Consider the following 18,162-nt stretch of genomic DNA (forward strand, 5'->3'; position numbering starts at 1 on the left):
ACGCATCCCGAGCTTTGCAAACAAAGCCGGGCAATAAAATGTAACTGGGAGAATACTAATATGATGAAAAAAACAGTGAGCGCATTTGCCGCCGGCGCCGTAATTTCCATGACTGGCGCCGCCGCATTTGCCGAAGGCCATGGTGAAATTACCGTCGCCTATTTCCTCGAATGGCCGATGCCATTCCAATACGCAAAAGAGATGGGCACATACGAAGAGGCGCTTGGAAAGAAGATCAACTGGGTCAGCTTTGACAGCGGTGTGGCGATGTCCGCGGCCATGGCTTCGGGTGATGTTCAGATTTCCGTCAGCCAGGGTGTGCCGCCGTTTGTGGTTGCCACTTCGGGTGGTCAGGACATCCAGATCGTTGATGTGGCTGTGTCATACTCCGAGAATGACAACTGCGTTGTCGCCTCCGGCCTTGAGATTGATAAGGATTCCGCGTCCGAACTGGCTGGCAAAAAAGTTGCCGTGCCGCTTGGCACCGCTGCGCACTATGGCTTTCTCAAGCAGATGGATCACTTTGGTGTAGATGTGGGCAGCATGTCTGTTGTCGATATGGCGCCTGCGGAAGGCGCTGCTGCGCTTAGCCAGGGTGCCGTTGACATGTCGTGTGGTTGGGGCGGTGCGCTGCGCCGTATGAAAGAATCCGGCAACATCTTGTTGACTGGTGCCGAAAAAGAAGAGCTGGGCATTCTGGTTTTCGACGTAACCTCTGCCCCTGCGTCCTACGTTTCCGAAAACGGTGACGAACTGGCGAAATTCCTCAAGGTGACGGCTGACGCCAACGCGATGTGGAATGCTGGTGGCGATGATGCGGCGAAAATGCTGCCAGTGATCGCAAAAGATGCTGGTATGGATGAGACCGCAACGGCTGAGACGATGGCCGGATTCTCCTTCCCATCGGTCGAAGAGCAGCTGAGCGACAAGTGGTTCGGTGGCGGCAGCCAGACCTTTATGGGTGGCGTCGCACAGGTCTTTCTCGATAGCGGTTCTATCGACAAGTCACTGGAAAGCTATGAAGGAACTGTGAATACAGGTCCACTGATGGCTGTAAAAGGCATGTAATCCCTTAAAGGATTAACTCAGTCCGGCGCGCATCCGTGTGCCGGACTTTCCCAAATAATCGAAGCGGGGCCAACCCCGCCCAGCAGGGCCGTAAGCTGCGGCCGGAAAGCAGGGACATGTCCGGACTCGTTATAGATAAACTATCGATGCGGTTTGATTTGCCCAACGGTGGATCAGTACAGGCGCTCAAAGATGTGTCGCTTAACCTTAAGGCTGGCGAACTGCTAAGCGTTCTGGGGCCGTCGGGGTGTGGCAAGACAACGTTGCTTAATATCGTTGCGGGCTTTCTGGCTCCGACAGAAGGCGTGATGACACTGAATGGTCACGAGATCAAAGGACCGGATGCGGAACGCGGTATGGTCTTTCAGCAGGGCGCGCTTTTCGAATGGATGAGCGTTCGTGACAACGTTGGATTCGGGCCTTCGATGAAGGGTATGCCGGCGAAGGAAAAGGCGGAAACCGTAAACCATCTTTTGGATGTGGTTGGCTTGCAGGATTTTAAAGAAAAGGCGGTTTACGAACTGTCTGGCGGCATGCAGCAGCGCGTGGCACTGGCCCGCTGTCTGGCAAATGATCCCGATGTTATTCTGATGGATGAACCGCTTGGCGCTCTTGATGCGCTGACGCGCGAAAAGATGCAGAGCCTCGTTCTGAAGCTATGGAAAGAAACAGGAAAGACCATCATCCTGATCACACACTCGGTTGAGGAGGCGCTGTTGCTGGGGGAACGTCTGATCGTTATGGCACCGCGCCCCGGCCGCATTCATAAAGAATACCGCCTGCCATTCGCTGAGTTGGGCGTGGATGCCGATCTGCGTGAAGTAAAGAAGCACCCCGAGTTTGCGGTCAGGCGTGAGGAAATCCTTGCCATGATCTGGGACATGGAAGAAGAGATCATGGGCCGCATGGAGGAAAAGGCATGACCGGTTTTATCGTGCTGGCTGTTTATGTCGGAATCTTTGTCGTTGCAGCCTTTATTTTTACCCGCGTTGGAACGGGGAAGGACGGGTATACCGCGCTAAAAACAGTAACGTTTGGCGATGAAAGCGCGGTGCGGCCCAATCGTGCGGCTGGCATTCTTTCGATCCTGACGTTGTTCCTGCTCTGGGGGATGTTCACTGGTTCGAAATACCTGCCGGAATTTCTGCACGCGCCTGCACCATTTGCAGGCGAAACCTCTTTTGAATATACGGTTGAGGCCAATGGAAACAGCGATACGGCCACAGTTGCCGTTCTGGTGCATGGCCGCGAAGAAACCCCCGACAAGCCCGCGATAGAGCCAGGCGAGGGCTTTGCAAAGAACGACAGCATCAAAGTGGCTCAATACCGAAGCCAGCTTGTTTCATTCGACAAGAATGATGAGCTGAAAAAGAAAGACGGCGCGAAAATCGTTGCGATCAATGGCACGCCTGTTCAGCCCGGTGATACGGTTGAGATCAAAGGTGGATCGGTCACAATCTCTGATAAGGGGACGCCGAATTTTGCGCCGGACAACGGGCTGCAGATGGAGCCGCTTTATCTGCCGTCGCCAGAGGCCGTGATTGAACGTACGGGCAAAGTGTTGGACGAAGGCTTCCGCGGGACGTCACTGCTGGGGCATCTTGGCTGGTCTTTGTTTCGTGTGATCGCAGGCTTTATCTGTGGCGCAATTGTGGGCATTCCGCTGGGCTATGCCATGGGCCTTAGCAACTGGTTTCGCGGGTGGTTTGACCCGATTGTTGAATTCATGCGCCCTGTGCCGCCACTCGCGCTGATCCCTCTGGTCATTATCTGGGCGGGTATCGGAGAGACGGGCAAGATTATACTGCTGTTCCTTGCTGCGCTTTGGATCATGGCAATTGCCGCGCGGTCGGGTGTATCGGGGGTAAATATCTCCAAGGTTCATGCGGCCTATTCGCTGGGGGCCAGCAAATGGCAGATTATGCGCCACGTGATTATTCCGAACTCGCTGCCGGAAATCTTTACCGGCGCACGTGTGGCGATGGGCGTTTGTTGGGGCACCGTTGTTGCGGCCGAACTGGTCGCGGCGGAAAAGGGTGCAGGCATGATGATCATGGTCGCGTCCAAGTTCCAGAACACTGACATCGTTATTCTCGGGATCATTCTTATCGGCGTGATCGGCTTTGGCATTGATATGCTGATGCGCGGGGCGGAGCGAATCCTGGTACCATGGAAGGGCAAGGGCTAAACTGGTTTTGGCGAAATTGCTCTGTCCGGCTTTTGATAAAAGGCTGGGCATGTGCCTGTCAGTTGTGTGCCAGCCAACATAGCGACTCACAACAGCTGCTCCTGACGATTTGGATGCAGCTCTTTGGTAGGGGGCGGTCCGACTGGTTTTGCAGCGACCAAACGATAAAAGCCGGAGCATCTGCTCCGGCTTTTATCGTTTGGTCGTCTACCGTTTGGCAGGAGCCGAGTTACTTTTTCGGCCCTTTGGGGCGGCTAGGGCGTGCGTCAGGGCCGCGGGTGGACGGCTTGCCAGGCTTTTTCGCTTTGCCGGGGGGGACGAAGCGTTTGGATGCATCCGACGCGCGGTTGTAGCCGCCTTCGGGTTTTGCATCGCGGCTGGTTGCCCCATCCTTGGACGGTTTTTTCCACACAGCTTTCGCACCGGACTTTGCGGCGGGCTTATCGCTTGCTTTCATCGGGGTCCGCTCTGTCTTGTGTGACTTGGGCGGGCGCGTGGCATCGCGCTTTGACTTGGCGGGGGCGCCACGTGGCTTGCTGTCTGTAGTGCGGGGTTTGTATTCTGCGGCTGGAGCATCGTCGCGCGGTGCCCTTGGCTTATAAGCAGGTTTTGCACCATCCGGATCATATGCAGGCTTGCCGCGATGGGCAGGCTTGGATGATTTTTCGTAGGCCGGTTTCGGGCCGCGCGCGGGGCGATCCCCACGGTCGGGGCGTGGGGATTTCGGACCAAAGTCCGGCACGCCATCAAGACGGGTCAGTGTCACGCCGTCTTCTGCTTTCATGTCCGGACCCAGCGCTGACACCAGCCTTGAAACCGCACCTTCGGCAACTTCGACGTATGAATGGCGTGGCTGGACGCGGATCGCACCGATGTCATCGCGGGTCATGTCGCCAACGCGGCACAGCATTGGCAGCAAGGTACGCGGTTCTGCCCCATCATTGCGTCCGGTAGACACTGTGAACCAAACTGATTTGCCGAATTCCATGCGCGGTGCGGATTCTTTGCCGTCACCGGGATTGGAGAGTTCTTCAGGCGCGGAACCACGTGATCGGTGCAGGTTCACAAATGCGGTTGCCAACTGCTCGGGGGTGTAGCGTTCAACCAAGGTGCCGACAAATTCTACCGCGTCTTCCGGCGCGGGTGTTGTCCATGCGTCATCGTTCAGCAGGCGTTCCTGATCGGCAGCGTTCACTTCCGCGGCGGAGGGCGGCAGCGCCCATTCGACGGACAGCTTGGCCCAGCCCAACAGGCGGGTCGCTTTGGACCGCATCTTGGGTGGAACGATCAGCGCAGAGACGCCCTTGCGACCAGCGCGGCCTGTACGGCCTGAACGGTGCAGCAGTGTATCGGCGTTTGTTGGCAGATCGGCGTGGATGACCAGCTCAAGGTTGGGCAGGTCGATGCCGCGCGCGGCCACATCGGTTGCGACGCAAACGCGGGCGCGGCCATCGCGCAAGGATTGCAGCGCATTTGTACGCTCGGACTGCGTCAATTCACCCGACAGCGCCACAACAGAGAAGTTGCGGTTTGTCAGGCGGGTGGTCAGGCGCGCCACAGCGGCACGGGTGTTGCAGAATACGATCGCATTCTTCGCTTCATAAAAGCGTAGAATGTTGAGGATCGCGTTTTCCGTATCGCGCGGGTTCACGGTCAGGGCGCGGTATTCGATGTCCGCGTGCTGTTTTCCGTCGGATACAACCGATACGCGCTGCGCATCGCGCTGATAGCCTTGTGCAAGCTTGGCAATTGCTGCTGGCACAGTAGCCGAGAACATTAGCGTGCGGCGGCTTTCGGGGGATTCGCCCAGAATGAATTCGAGGTCCTCGCGGAAGCCCAGATCCAGCATTTCATCGGCCTCATCAAGGACGACGGCGCGCAGGTCTGTCAGGTCAATGTTGTTCCGTTTGATATGGTCGCATAGGCGGCCCGGTGTGGCCACAACGATGTGTGCACCACGATCCAGCGCGCGGCGTTCCGTGCGGGTGTCCATGCCGCCCACACAGGTGGTGACGATGGCGCCTGCTTTGCCGTAAAGCCATGTCAGCTCACGACTAACTTGCATCGCCAGCTCGCGCGTGGGCGCAATTACCAGGGCCAGCGGGGCGCCTGCGGGACCAAAAGTTGTCCGCTCTCCCAGCAGCGTGGGGGCGATGGCGAGGCCGAAGGCCACGGTTTTACCGGAACCGGTCTGGGCGGAGACCAGAAGGTCAGCGCCTTCCAGAGAAGCCTCTGTCACGGCCTCCTGTACGGGGGTCATTTTGTCGTAGCCTTGCTCGGCCAGTGCGTCTGCGATCGTTTGAATCAAGGGGTGTTCCTGAGCGGATAAGAGATGGAGTTGGCTTGCCCCTAATAGGTTGTGGCGCGTTTGTATACGGGTGATTTCGCACGGTCAGACCTGCGTGAGGCGCAAGACGCAACGGAAATTTGCTGTTGGTGATCCTGAAGTAGCCAAAGGCAGAGCTGCAAAACGGGGGTGTTAAATTGGGGCTTTTCATGTAGAACAAAAAGAGAACAAAATGGAGGGATGGATGATGAACGATTCTTCTTTGGGTCAGTTGGTACGGCTGGGCGATACGCGTGGTGTGGCGGATTTGCCTGCGCCCGATGCGGCGCAGGCGGTGCTGAAGGACGCGCTGTCAGCGCGACCGTTCGATGCGGCGGTAACGGCTTTTGTGCTGTCGTGTTTGCCACGCAGCAAAGCACCCGTGTTGTGGGTGCAGGACCGTGCCTCGCGGTTGGAGAACGGGCGCGTTTACGGTCCGGCGCTGAAAGGCGTCACGCTGTTGCGCGTCGAAGTCAGCCATGCGCGCGATGTGCTGTGGGCAATGGAGGAGGGCGCGGCCTGTGCCGGCCTGTCCGCTGTTGTAGGGGAGGTGCATGGTGCACCACCCGTGCTGGATTTCACGGCGACCAAACGATTGGCGATGCGGTCAGAGGCATCCGGGGTGCCCGTGTGGATGATCCGGTCCGGTGCAGTGGAGGGATTGAGCGCGGCGCGCGAGCGGTGGCGCATAGGTTCTTTGCCTTCACAAATTCATACCTACAATGCTGCTGCGCCTGGCGCACCAGTATGGGAGGCCGAACTGTTTCGGGCACGCGGTCGCAGCCCCGGCACATGGACAGTCAATCATGAAGGACGCGAGAATCGTCTCCGTTTTCTTCCCCGATCTGGCGATGGACCGCTGGAAGCGGATCACGGCCGCACAGCGCACGCTGCCGGATGAGACAGTGCCTTTGGTGTTGACCGCTGCGGGCAGACACGGACCAGTGGTTCATGCGGTGAACGCGGCAGGTGATGCGCGCGGCATCATCGCGGGCGCGCGGGTGGTGGATGTGCAGGCAATCCACCCCGACCTTCATGTAGAACAGGCGGACCCTCAGGGGGATCAGGCTCTGTTGGAGCGGTTGGCCTATTGGGCGCGGCGCTGGTGTCCCTGGACTGTGGCAGAGCAGGACGGAATTCTTATGGATGTGCGCGGTGCAGCGCATCTGTTTGGGGGCGAGGCACAGATGGTGCGAGACATGCACAGCCGGTTTGCGATGCAGGGCCTGCGCGCACGTTTGGCTTTGGCGCCGACGCGGGGTGCCGCGCAAATGTTGGCGCGCTTTGGTGCTCAGGGGGCGATCTGCGGACCAGAGGATCTGGTCAGCGTACTGGCGCCGCTGCCTGTGTCTGCGCTGCGCTTACCCGGTGATACGGTGAGGCTGTTAGAGCGGTTGGGCCTTAAGACAATCAGCGCGCTGGAGGGCGTGCCGCGGGTGGGGTTGATGCGACGATTTGCAGGTGTAGCAGAGGCGGTTAATCCGCTGGTGTTGCTGGATCGCGCGCTGGGCCGCAGTGCTGACCCGCTGGATGCGCCACCTGACGGGCAGGTGATGCTCGCGCGGGTGCGCATGGCAGAGCCTGTGATCGATCCTCTGCCATGGGTGGAAGGGCTTGCAGAAGATTTGGCCGGACAACTGGCGCAGGCTGAGCAGGGCGCGCGACGCTTGCGTCTGACGATCTATCGTGTGGACGGAGAGTGGCGCTGGCGCGATGTGTCGACCGCCAGCGCCAGCCGTGATCCGGCGCATTTTGTACGGCTTGTCACGCGGAAGCTTGACGGGATTGATCCTGGTTTCGGCTTTGACCTGATGACGTTAGAGGCGCTGAGAACAGAGCCTCTGACCTTGCATCAGGATCGTCTGGATGGTGGCCGCGTTGCTGGCGCAGATGTTGCGGCACTGCTTGATCGGCTGACTGCCAAGTTGGGCCCATCCAAGGTGACATGGGCCGCCTGGATCGAGAGCCACAAGCCGGAGCGCGTAGAGACAGGCGTACCCGCCCTTGCCGGAACCGCGCAGGGCGCGCCGGACGTGCCCAGAGCCCGGCCTTTGCGTTTGTTTGATCCGCCCGAAGAGATTGCGGTGCTTTATGCTGTACCGGAGGGGCCACCGGCCCGGTTCGCTTGGCGGCGTGTGGCGTTCTTGATGGCGCGGTTCGAGGGCCCTGAACGGATCGCGCCAGAGTGGTGGCGCGACCGCAGCGGCACAAGGCTGCGCGATTATTACAAAGTTGAGGTCACAGACGGGCGGCGGTTCTGGATTTTTCGTGACGGCATCGTGGGGGATGCGCGTGGCGGTGATCCGTGCTGGTTTGTTCATGGGGTGTTCGGGTGATGGTGTTCATCGCGCGTCTGCAACGACGCCCCGCCCACCACCCCGCACCCTCAAGGACATGCGCAAACAGAGCGAAAAGCGCCTTTCACTTAGGCCATAGGGATAGCTGAGTGATGAGGCTCGTTAGACCTTATTAACGAACGGTAAAGGCTGCCACCTGATGCCAGAACAGGAAGGACATAAACGTCATACTTTAGGGGATGACGATCCGTTTCATTGGAACGATCCCGGCCCCTATGTGGAGCTGGGGCTGGCCACGTGTTTTTCGTTTCTTCGGGCATCTTCTGATGCTGTGGACCTCACTGCTACGGCGAATGTGTTGGGGTATCACAGCATCGGAGTGGCCGATCATAACACCCTGGCCGGTGTTGTGCGCATGCACGCGGAGGCCCGCACCGCCAAGGTGCGGCCGTTGATCGGCGTGCGTTTGGTGCTGCTGTGCGGGACCGAGTTGCTGGCCTACCCGCAGGATCGTGACAGTTATGCGCGCCTATCCACGCTGCTGTCTCGGGGCAAGATGGCGGATGCGGACGGGGGCTGGCAGGCTAAGGGCGAGACGCATCTGACCTTGGAGATGGTGGCCGCGCAAAGCGAGGGGGTGCAGTTGATAGTAATGCCGCCTGAAAATCTGGATGTGTTCGAAGCAGGGCTGGGGCGGCTGTGCAACGCGCTGTCCACGCTGCGCCACATCGGCGCGGCTTATTTGTATCGCGGGGATGATGTGGCACGGATCAACCGCCTGGACCGGATCGCGCGGGCGCATGGTCTTGGGATGCTGGCGACCAATGATGTGCTGTATCACACACCTGCGCGTAGACCGTTGCAGGATGTCATGACCTGCATCCGCCACGGCAAGACGATTGATACCGCCGGTTTTCTGTTGGAGGCGAATGCCGAGCGGTATCTGAAACCACCCGCCGAGATGTGCCGCCTTTTTGCGCAGTGGCCCCATGCTATCGTGGCAACGCGGACTGTGGCAGATGCCTGCTGCTTCAGTCTGGATGATCTGAAGTACGAATACCCGCACGAGATTGTGCCGCAGGGCCGCACCGCAATGGAAGAGCTGGAGCGCCTGACTTGGGAGGGTGCGGCATGGCGCTACCCCGAAGGCGTGACAGACCGTGTGCGTGCTATCATCGAGAAAGAGTTCGACCTTATCCGCTCAAAAGAGATCGCGCGCTATTTCCTGACGATCAACGACATAGTGCGTTTTGCGCGCAAAGAGGCCAGCCCACCGATCCTGTGTCAGGGGCGGGGATCTGCCGCGAATTCGGTGGTGTGCTTTTGCTTGGGCATCACGGCCGTCGACCCCGAAGAACATGACGTTCTGTTTGAGCGGTTCCTCAGTGAAGAGCGGGACGAGCCGCCTGACATCGATGTGGATTTTGAACATGAGCGCCGTGAGGAAGTGATCCAGTACATGTACGCCAAATATGGGCGGGAGCGCGCCGGGCTATGTGCGACGGTGATTCACTACCGCCCCCGATCGGCCATTCGTGAAGTGGGAAAGGCGATGGGGTTGAGCGAGGATATGACATCAAAACTGGCCAGCACCGTCTGGGGTAGCTTTGAGGCGCAGATGGGGGACGAGAGGGTGAAAGATGCAGGCATGGACATGTCCGATCCCTACCTGCGCCGTGTGATTGCTCTGGCACGTCAGATGACGGGAATGCCACGGCACCTGTCCCAGCACGTGGGAGGGTTCATCCTGACCGAACGCCCCCTTACTGAGATGGTGCCGATCGGGAATGGTGCCATGCCAGAGCGGAGCTTTATCGAATGGGACAAAGATGACATCGATGCGCTGGGTATTTTCAAGGTGGATATTCTGGCGCTTGGGATGCTGACCTGCATCGCAAAGGTTTTTGATCTGATGGGGGCGCATTATGACGTGCGCCATGATCTCGCGAGCGTACCGTCTGATGATGTGGATACTTATGACATGCTCTGCGCGGGTGACAGTCTGGGCGTGTTTCAGGTGGAAAGCCGTGCGCAGATGGCGATGCTGCCAAAACTGCGCCCGCGCCGGTTCTATGATCTGGTCATTGAGGTGGCGATTGTACGGCCTGGCCCCATCCAGGGTGATATGGTGCATCCCTATCTGCGCCGACGTCAGGGGATTGAGGGTGTTTCCTATCCAGCGCCGGGGCCGGAGTATCCGCAGGATGAGTTGCTCAAAATCCTTGGGCGTACCTTGGGCGTGCCGATCTTTCAGGAACAGGCGATGAAGATCGCCATTGATGCTGCGCGGTTCAGCCCCAAAGAGGCGAATGAGCTGCGCAAAGCCATGGCCACCTTCCGCTCACGCGGGACAATTGAGCTGTTGCAGCAAAAGATGGTGGGTCGGATGACCGAGCGGGGCTATGCCCAAGAGTTCGCCGAAAGGTGTTTTAACCAGATCAAGGGTTTTGGCGAATACGGTTTTCCCGAAAGTCATGCCGCAAGCTTTGCCAAGCTGGTCTATGTCTCAAGCTGGATGAAGTGCCATTATCCGGCTGCTTTTGCGTGTGGTTTGCTCAACAGTCAGCCGATGGGGTTCTACGCGCCTGCCCAGATTGTGCGGGACGCACGCGAACATGGGGTGGAAGTACGCGGGGTCGATGTGAATTACTCGGATTGGGATTGTACGTTAGAGCCTTGTGCCGAAGGGTTCGCGCTTCGCCTCGGGTTGCGGCAGGTGGATGGGATGCGCAAGGAGGCCGCTGGCCGCATAATGGCTGCGCGGAACGATCCGTTTGTTGATGTGGCGGATATGAAAGCGCGGGCGCGACTGGACCGAGGGATGATCGGCAAGCTGGCCGCAGCGGATGCTTTCCGCTCTTGCGGGATCGATCGGCGGCAGGCGTTGTGGCAGGCGCAAGGGCTACGGGATGCGCCCAGCCTGCCGATATTCGAACATGCAGAAGCCGCAGGCGAAGGCATGGAGCCTGAGGTGGCTTTGCCCGCAATGGCGCAGGCGGAACATGTCGTAGCAGATTACCAGACCTTACGCCTAAGTCTCAAAGCACATCCGATGAGCTTTTTCCGCAGCTCGTTGCGCACGCAGGGGTTCGCGGGCACGCATAACCTGATCCACATGGCCCATGGGCAACGGGTGTCGCTGGCCGGGTTGGTGCTGGTGCGGCAAAAACCCGGTAGCGCCAAGGGTGTTTGTTTTATCACGTTAGAGGATGAGGATGGGGTCGCGAACCTTGTGATCTGGCCCAAGTTGTTCGAGCATTTCCGTGCGCTGATCATGACGGCGCGGCTGTTGGTGGTGCATGGCCGTGTGCAAACCGATGGTCGTGTGATCCACGTGGTGGCGGACCGGCTTGAGGATCGAACCGAGCGTCTGGATGCTTTGGCAGAAGACAGGGTGCCGGCAACCCAAGTGCGTGGAGATCACGCCACCCATCCGCTGCCCAGCCATGTGGGCGGCGGGCGCAGGCATCCACGCGATGTGCGCGTCATCCCGAAATCTCGTGATTTTCACTGACGGAAGGCTGGGCTAAGATGGGTCAAATTACACGAAGGCCCTCCCGATGAATAACCCGCTTTATGACACGATGTTTGCACCGCACGCAGGCAAAGACACGCCGTTTTTATTGCTGCCCAACGCAGAGGTCATCACTCACGCGGTGTTTGTGCGTCGCGCAGCACAACTGGCCCATGCATTGGTGGCACAGGGGATCTCTACCGGTGACCGCGTGGCCGTGCAGGTTGAAAAATGCCCGGATATGCTTGCGCTTTATGCCGCCTGTGCGCAATTGGGCGCGATCTTTTTGCCGCTGAACACCGCCTACACCGCCGCCGAGGTCGCCTATTTCGTCAGGGATAGCCAGGCAACGCTTCTGGTGGGTGATCCGGCGCGGTCGGCTGAGCTGGCCGCTGTGGCGCACGATAGCGGCGCTGCCTTCGCCACGCTGAGCGCGACAGGCGGTAGCCTAAGTGACAGCGCGGATGCGCAGGCTGATACATTCCAGACGGTCGCGCGGAGCGAAGACGATTTGGCGGCTTTTCTTTACACTTCGGGCACCACCGGCCGTTCCAAAGGCGCGATGTTGAGCCAGAAAAACCTTATCAGCAATGCTGCCACACTGACCGACCTTTGGCAGTTCAGCCGTGAGGATGTGTTGCTGCACGGGTTGCCGATCTTTCACACGCACGGGCTGTTTGTGGCGACCAATGTGATGCTGATGGCGGGGGGCGCCATGGTGTTTATGCCAAAGCTTGATATCGACCAGCTGATTGAATGGATGCCGCGTGCAACATCCATGATGGGGGTTCCGACGTTCTACACCCGCTTGCTTGACGATGCACGGTTTGACCGTGCGCTGACCGCGGATATGCGGCTGTTTATCTCTGGATCTGCGCCGCTGCTGGCCGACACGCATATCGCATTCGAGCAACGCACGGGGCACCGTATCCTTGAACGCTATGGCATGACCGAAACCAATATGAATACCTCCAATCCCTATGAGGGGGACCGCCGTGCAGGGACGGTAGGGCTGCCGTTGCCAGATGTGGAACTTCGGGTTGCCAATGCGGACGGAGCCGAACTGCCGCGCGGTGAGACCGGCGTTGTCGAAGTGCGTGGACCCAATGTGTTTCAGGGATATTGGAACATGCCAGAGAAAACTGCAGAAGACATGCGGCCTGACGGGTTCTTTATCACCGGAGACCTTGGTGTGCAGGGCGCTGACGGCTACGTGACCATCGTCGGGCGCGGCAAGGATCTGATCATTTCGGGGGGCTACAATATCTACCCCAAAGAGCTGGAGCTGATCTTGGACGCGCAGGCGGGTGTCATGGAAAGTGCAGTAATCGGCGTTCCTCACGCGGACCTCGGAGAAGTGCCGCTGGCGGTTTTGGTGCCTGATGCAGGCGCGCAAATTGATCTGGACGCGATCAAAGCTGCTACAGCTACGGCACTTGCGCGATTCAAACAGCCCCGCGATTACCGCATCGTGGAAGCGCTGCCGCGCAATACGATGGGAAAAGTCCAAAAAGTGGCATTGCGGGCGGAGTTCGGGACATGATCGAGACTGAAAAACAAGAATTCCTAACGGGCTTGTTCGAAGCTGCGGTTACAGCGGCTGATGCACATGCAGCGTTGTCGCAAAACCTGCCTTCAAAGCCAAAAGGGCGAACCGTGGTTATCGGGGCGGGCAAGGGGGCTGCGCAGCTTGCCGCAGCCTTCGAGGATCTGTGGAATGGCGAACTTAGTGGTGTGGTTGTCACGCGCTATGGCTATGCTTGTCCGACGCGTCAGATACGCGTGATGGAGGCCGCGCATCCGGTTCCGGATAGTGCCGGTATTGCTGCCACACGCGCGTTGTTCGAAGCCGTGGATGGGCTGGGGCCTGATGATCTGGTGGTTGCTTTGGTGTGCGGTGGCGGGTCTGCATTGCTTCCCTGTCCGCCTGATGGCCTCGAACTGGCAGATGAGCAGGCATTGAATGAGGCACTGCTAGCGTCTGGCGCGCCGATTGGCGTGATGAATGCAATCCGCAAACATGCCAGCGGGATAAAGGGGGGGCGCCTTGCAGCGGCAGCATACCCCGCGCGGGTGATCAGCCTTGTTGTATCGGACGTGCCAGGAGACGATCCGGCGCAGGTAGCATCTGGCCCAACGGTGCCGGATGCTGTCACACTTGCGGATACGCTCAGCATGATCGAAGCGCGCGGTTTGTTGCTGCCGCCTGCCGTACTGGAGCGTATGGCGCCTGCGCCGTCACCTGACGATCCGGTATTCGAGCGCAATGAAGTGCGGGTCGTTGCCTCAGCCCGTTTGTCGCTGGAGGCAGCGGCACGTGCATCCGAAGCAAAAGGAATACCTGCGGTAATCCTGTCTGACGCGATTGAGGGTGAGGCAGATGTAATAGGACAGATGCATGCGGCCATCGCGCGCGAAGTGGCGATACAGGGGCGCCCCTTTAAGGCACCGGTCGTGATTTTGTCGGGGGGCGAGACAACCGTGACCTTGCGCCACAAGGATGGTCGCGGTGGACGGAATACAGCCTTTTTGCTCGGCTTCGCGCAGGCAATTGAAGGGCTTCAGGGGATCACCGCGCTTGCTGCCGATACTGACGGGATTGACGGATCAGAAGATAACGCCGGTGCGTTCGCTAATGGTAAGACTGCCGCACGGATGCGCGCTGCTGGGGTTGATCCGGCGGACGCGCTGCGGCGCAATGATGCATGGGGCGCATTCGATGCGGCTGGTGCGTTGTTTGTACCCGGTCCCACCGGCACAAATGTGAATGATTTCCGCGCAATTCTGATTGCGCCTTAAGCGGATGCATCTGGAAAGATGCGTGCCAGTGCGGCATCCAGTTGCGCAATTTCAGCTGCAGTGGGACGCTGCCCTGTGAAGGTCAAAACATAATCGGCTGTAAAACTTTGGCGTTGTGAAATCGGTTCGTCCAATCCGGCATCAAAATACCCGATTTGCATGTAGTAAAGGACCCTCGCACGGATTAGCGCCTCGGTCGGGACATAGCCGTAGCGGACGAACATCTCGGTCAGCGCCTTTATCCGTTCAGCATCCGACGCAAGCAGTTTTCGCCTTACATTTGCATCGCGGCGGGACCAGTCGCGGATGGCAAAATCAAGCCGGTTGTTGAATAAGGCAGGATCCAGAAAACATTCGAATATCTGACAGACAGCGCTGGTGACTGTGGGGACAGGGCGCTGGGCTGCTGTTACGATTGCTGCCGTGTTGGTCTCATGCCAATGATCCAGCAAGGCCTCAAGAAGGTCGTTGCGCGAGGTGAAGTACCAATAAAAGCTGGATCGTGACACATTGAGCTGTGCAGCAAGCGACAGGATCTTCACACGTTCGATCCCGTCCACGATCAGGGTTTCAAGCGCTGCATTTGTCCAGTCTTCGCGGGTGGCTTTGATATTGCCGGAGGATGCGCCTCCCCTTTCTGTCTCCTGAGGTGTCATACACGCATTGCCTTGCCTGACGGATCATAAGGCGAGGCCGGGACAACCTTTGCTGCCCGTTCAACGCCGACGACATGCACGCTTAGCATTGTGTGTTCGTCCGCATGCGCCACGTCTACCAGTCCCATTGCCAAGGATTTGCCCAGCGTGTGGGCATAGCCGCCCGATGTCACAAAACCAACCTGTTTGGAGTTGTGCCAGATCGGTTCATAGCCGCTTGCATCCGCATCGCCCGCGTCAATCTCAAGGGTCACCAGCCGCTGGGCGGGGCCGTTCCCTTCGCGCTCTGCAACGGCGGCATCATGGCCGATAAAGTCGCTCCGTTCCCACTCGATCCAGCGATCCATTCCGGTCATAGCCGCTGTGTATCCCTGGGTGAACTCAGCAGACCATATGCCATAGCTTTTCTCCAACCTCAGCGAGAGCAATGCGTTAAAGCCATATTCGATCATGCCGTCATCCGAACCTGCCTCCAGCAGGGTCTTGCGAAGCATGGCATGATCCCCTGCGCGGCAGTGGATTTCGTAGCCAAGTTCACCGGTCACCGAAAGGCGACCGATCTTGGTCCGCAGTAATCCGATGTCAAATTGGCCGCAGCCCATGAAAGGCAATTGCGCCGCTTCCGCATTCAGACGCTCTATCACCGCGCGGGATTTTGGGCCTGATAGCGAGAACCCCGAGACTTCCTCACCGAGGTCTTTGATCTGCACATGTTTACCCATGTGGTCTTTAAACCAACGCATGTGCCAAGTGCGCAAATAATAGCTGCCCATGATCCAGTATGTGCCATTACCCCAATTAAACAGGGTTAGATCCCCTTTCAGGCGTGCATCTTTACCAAGCATGACAGCTAAGCGGGCGCGAGCCGGTTGGGGCAGTTTGGTGGCAAAGATTGACTTTAGCCAGGCCTCGGCACCGGCGCCTGAAACTTCGAACCGTGAAAAGCCCGTGATGTCGAGCAGGCCGACGCTCTCACGCACCGCGCGGCATTCGGCTGCAACAATGTCAAAAGCGTTTGAACGTTTTAGGGAAGGGACCTCTGTGAACCCTTCGGGCGCAAAGTAGAGAGGTGTTTCCAAATCCCAGCTTTGGCCCCATCGGCAGCCCGCTGTAGTCATGTCCGCATAGGCACCCGCGGTCTTGATCGGGCGCCCTGCTGGAAGCTGTTCATTCGGGTAAGTCATCACAAACCGGCGGGAATAAAACTGTCCGGTCGTTTCTTTGATGTATTGTTTGTTTTCTGCCCAGAGGCCGTAGCGGGCAACATCCATGCCATAGACGTCTGCCTCAGGTTCGCCGTGTATCATCCATTCGGCCAGAGATTTTCCCACACCGCCGCCTTGCAGGAACCCTGCCATGACCGCACAGGCAGACCAATAGCCGCGCTTGCCGGGTACGGGGCCGACCAGCGGATTGCCATCGGGCGAGAATGTAAATGCGCCGTTTACCCACGTCTTTATCCCGACGTTCTCCAGTGCAGGATAGCGGCCATACCCCATCATCAGCTCATGTTCGATCCGGTCGGTCTGCTCCTGAAACAACTCCATGCCATAATCCCAAGGTGCGCCGTCCATGGCCCAGTGTTCGTGGTTGACCTCATAAATGCCCACTAACAGACCTTTCTGGTCCTGACGTGTATAGGTGAACCCCTCTAGGTCCACTGTCATTGGCACCTCAAAATCCAGTTCGGCCAGTTCAGGTACGGTGTCGGTCACAAAGTAGTGGTGTTTGAGCGGGGAGACAGGCAGTTCGATCCCTGCCATTCGGCCAACTTGCTTGGCCCATAGACCTCCGGCGTTCACTACGTGTTCGCAGTTGATCGTCCCCTTTTCAGTAACAACCTCCCACCCTGCAAGTGTCTGGTTTAGCTCCAGAACTCGGTTGTGTTCGATCACGGTCGCACCGCGTTTTTTAGCGGCCGTAGCATAGGCGTGAACTGTGCCGGTGGTGTCTACATATCCTTCGCGATCCGCCCACATGCCGCCCAGTAGACCGTCGCCAGACATGATCGGGTTCAGCGCTACGGCTTCTTCGACGCTGACCAGACGACAGTCATCAATGCCGATCGACTGGAAGGTGCGGTAGGCCGATTGCAACCACTCCCAACGGTCGGGCGTGCCGGCCATGGTAAGGCCTCCGGTCATATGCAGCCCGATGTTCTGGCCCGATTCCTCTTCGATCTCGGATAGAAGGTCGATGGTATAGGCCTGAAGCGCTGCGATATTGGGGTCGGCGTTCAGCGCGTGAATGCCGCCCGCAGCATGCCAACTGGACCCTGCCGTAAGCACAGAACGCTCAACAAGAGCCACATCTGTCCATCCCAGTTTGGCGAGATGATAGAGAACCGAAGCGCCAACAACGCCGCCCCCGATTACGACCACGCGGTAATGAGACTTCATGAGGATCTCCCGTTGAGCTGTTTAAAGAAACGCTAGCGAGCAGATTTTCCTATGTCTAGACACTTGTGTCCAGAGGTGCGCGGTACGCTGGGATTGTTGCTGCTGACGGGGCGTTTGGATTTTATCGCGAGGCTTGCATTTTTCTTTATCCGCAGGCTGGAATGATCATGTAAGTTGCGCCGTCCCAGACACAAGCGGCTCTCAATCGGATGTCAGAGTGCAGGGCTGATTGATAACCATCAATCCCGCGCGCGTATCCTTGATTTGGCTTGCTGCCTTCAGTCCATCCTGTCGCTTGATTTATTCCGCATCAATGGCGATCGAGCCAAGAGATCGCCAAGACAATTGATCCGGATCAATAGTGGGCGGTGCTAGTGTGGAATGACTAATCAATCACAATTGGACGGCGATCATCAATGTCCCTGTAACCGACCACTAATATTGCAGCGGCTTTTGTTGCCTTTCACATCTGCCTTGGGAGAACCGACGTATGGACTACGAAAAACATAAGAAAAAGATTCAGGCCCAGCTGGCTGAATTGGAAGGCCGCCTTGAAAAGGTAGAGGCGGCTCTTGATGAACCTGCGGATCAGGATCTTGAAGATCAAGCCATCGAACTGGAAGATGATGAAGTCCTTGAAAACATTGGCCGCGCCGGTGTCAAAGAGCGCAACCTGCTGAATGCAGCGCTGGCCCGTATCGAAAAAGGCACTTACGGCATCTGCAAGAAATGCGGAGAGAAAATTTCCGAGGCGCGCCTTGATGCAGTGCCGTACGCCTTGCTTTGTCGCAGTTGTGCCGGGGCAGGACCACATGAGCCAACGTAAAGCCAAAACAAAACACCCGATTTCCATCGACAAACGGCGATAGCTTTTCAGGTCTATGCGGCACCGGGAAACGATCAAACCCTCAATCA

General features: G+C 58.1%; 12 protein-coding genes. 9 read left to right on the forward strand and 3 right to left on the reverse strand.

Going from position 1 to position 18,162, the window contains the following annotated elements:
* Nucleotides 1-63 precede the first annotated feature (63 nt).
* The 3 genes from K3757_RS01925 to K3757_RS01935 all read left to right on the forward strand — a co-directional run bounded on the left by K3757_RS01925 (nt 64) and on the right by K3757_RS01935 (nt 3,256).
* Entirely contained in the window at nt 64-1,068 is a 1,005-nt protein-coding gene (locus K3757_RS01925) for an ABC transporter substrate-binding protein (protein ID WP_260001165.1), read from the forward strand.
* Between the two features lie 116 nt (nt 1,069-1,184).
* A complete protein-coding gene (locus K3757_RS01930; protein WP_259998805.1) occupies nt 1,185-1,991 on the forward strand; it encodes a taurine ABC transporter ATP-binding protein in 807 nt (268 codons plus the stop codon).
* A complete protein-coding gene (locus K3757_RS01935; protein WP_259998807.1) occupies nt 1,988-3,256 on the forward strand; it encodes an ABC transporter permease in 1,269 nt (422 codons plus the stop codon). The genes K3757_RS01930 and K3757_RS01935 overlap by 4 nt, the downstream gene beginning before the upstream one ends.
* 229 nt (nt 3,257-3,485) lie before the next feature.
* On the opposite strand, the gene K3757_RS01940 is transcribed toward K3757_RS01935, so the two are convergent.
* A complete protein-coding gene (locus tag K3757_RS01940; protein WP_259998809.1) occupies nt 3,486-5,564 on the reverse strand; it encodes a DEAD/DEAH box helicase in 2,079 nt (692 codons plus the stop codon).
* 223 nt (nt 5,565-5,787) lie between these two features.
* Here K3757_RS01940 and K3757_RS01945 point away from each other — a divergent pair, with 223 nt between their 5' ends.
* The 5 genes from K3757_RS01945 (at nt 5,788) to K3757_RS01965 (ending at nt 14,192) form a co-directional block, all read left to right on the forward strand.
* The gene (locus tag K3757_RS01945; protein ID WP_259998811.1) at nt 5,788-6,483 is read left to right on the forward strand and encodes an ImuA family protein; all 696 of its coding nucleotides are present in this window, start codon (nt 5,788-5,790) and stop codon (nt 6,481-6,483) included.
* Nucleotides 6,389-7,918: a DNA polymerase Y family protein gene (locus K3757_RS01950; protein WP_259998813.1), complete on the forward strand. Its 1,530-nt coding sequence runs from the start codon at nt 6,389-6,391 to the stop codon at nt 7,916-7,918. Before K3757_RS01945 ends, K3757_RS01950 begins: the two co-directional genes overlap by 95 nt.
* Nucleotides 7,919-8,078: 160 nt before the next feature.
* Nucleotides 8,079-11,393, forward strand: a complete 3,315-nt coding sequence (locus K3757_RS01955) for an error-prone DNA polymerase (protein WP_259998815.1) — start codon at nt 8,079-8,081, stop codon at nt 11,391-11,393.
* 46 nt (nt 11,394-11,439) lie between these two features.
* The gene (locus tag K3757_RS01960; protein WP_259998817.1) at nt 11,440-12,936 is read left to right on the forward strand and encodes a malonyl-CoA synthase; all 1,497 of its coding nucleotides are present in this window, start codon (nt 11,440-11,442) and stop codon (nt 12,934-12,936) included.
* On the forward strand, nt 12,933-14,192 hold the full coding sequence (locus K3757_RS01965; RefSeq protein ID WP_259998818.1) for a glycerate kinase: 1,260 nt from the start codon (nt 12,933-12,935) through the stop codon (nt 14,190-14,192). Before K3757_RS01960 ends, K3757_RS01965 begins: the two co-directional genes overlap by 4 nt.
* Here the strand turns inward: K3757_RS01965 and K3757_RS01970 are convergent.
* Nucleotides 14,189-14,848: a TetR/AcrR family transcriptional regulator gene (locus K3757_RS01970; protein ID WP_259998819.1), complete on the reverse strand. Its 660-nt coding sequence runs from the start codon at nt 14,846-14,848 to the stop codon at nt 14,189-14,191. The genes K3757_RS01965 and K3757_RS01970 overlap by 4 nt on opposite strands.
* Nucleotides 14,845-17,247 carry an FAD-dependent oxidoreductase gene (locus tag K3757_RS01975; RefSeq protein ID WP_259998821.1) on the reverse strand — a complete coding sequence of 801 codons (2,403 nt, stop codon included), beginning with the start codon at nt 17,245-17,247 and terminating at the stop codon, nt 14,845-14,847. Before K3757_RS01975 ends, K3757_RS01970 begins: the two co-directional genes overlap by 4 nt.
* A 490-nt stretch (nt 17,248-17,737) precedes the next feature.
* Between K3757_RS01975 and K3757_RS01980 the strand changes: the two genes are divergently transcribed.
* Nucleotides 17,738-18,073 carry a TraR/DksA family transcriptional regulator gene (locus K3757_RS01980; protein WP_259998823.1) on the forward strand — a complete coding sequence of 112 codons (336 nt, stop codon included), beginning with the start codon at nt 17,738-17,740 and terminating at the stop codon, nt 18,071-18,073.
* Nucleotides 18,074-18,162 lie beyond the last annotated feature (89 nt).

The organism is Sulfitobacter sp. S223, assembly GCF_025143825.1.
Classification (GTDB): domain Bacteria; phylum Pseudomonadota; class Alphaproteobacteria; order Rhodobacterales; family Rhodobacteraceae; genus Sulfitobacter.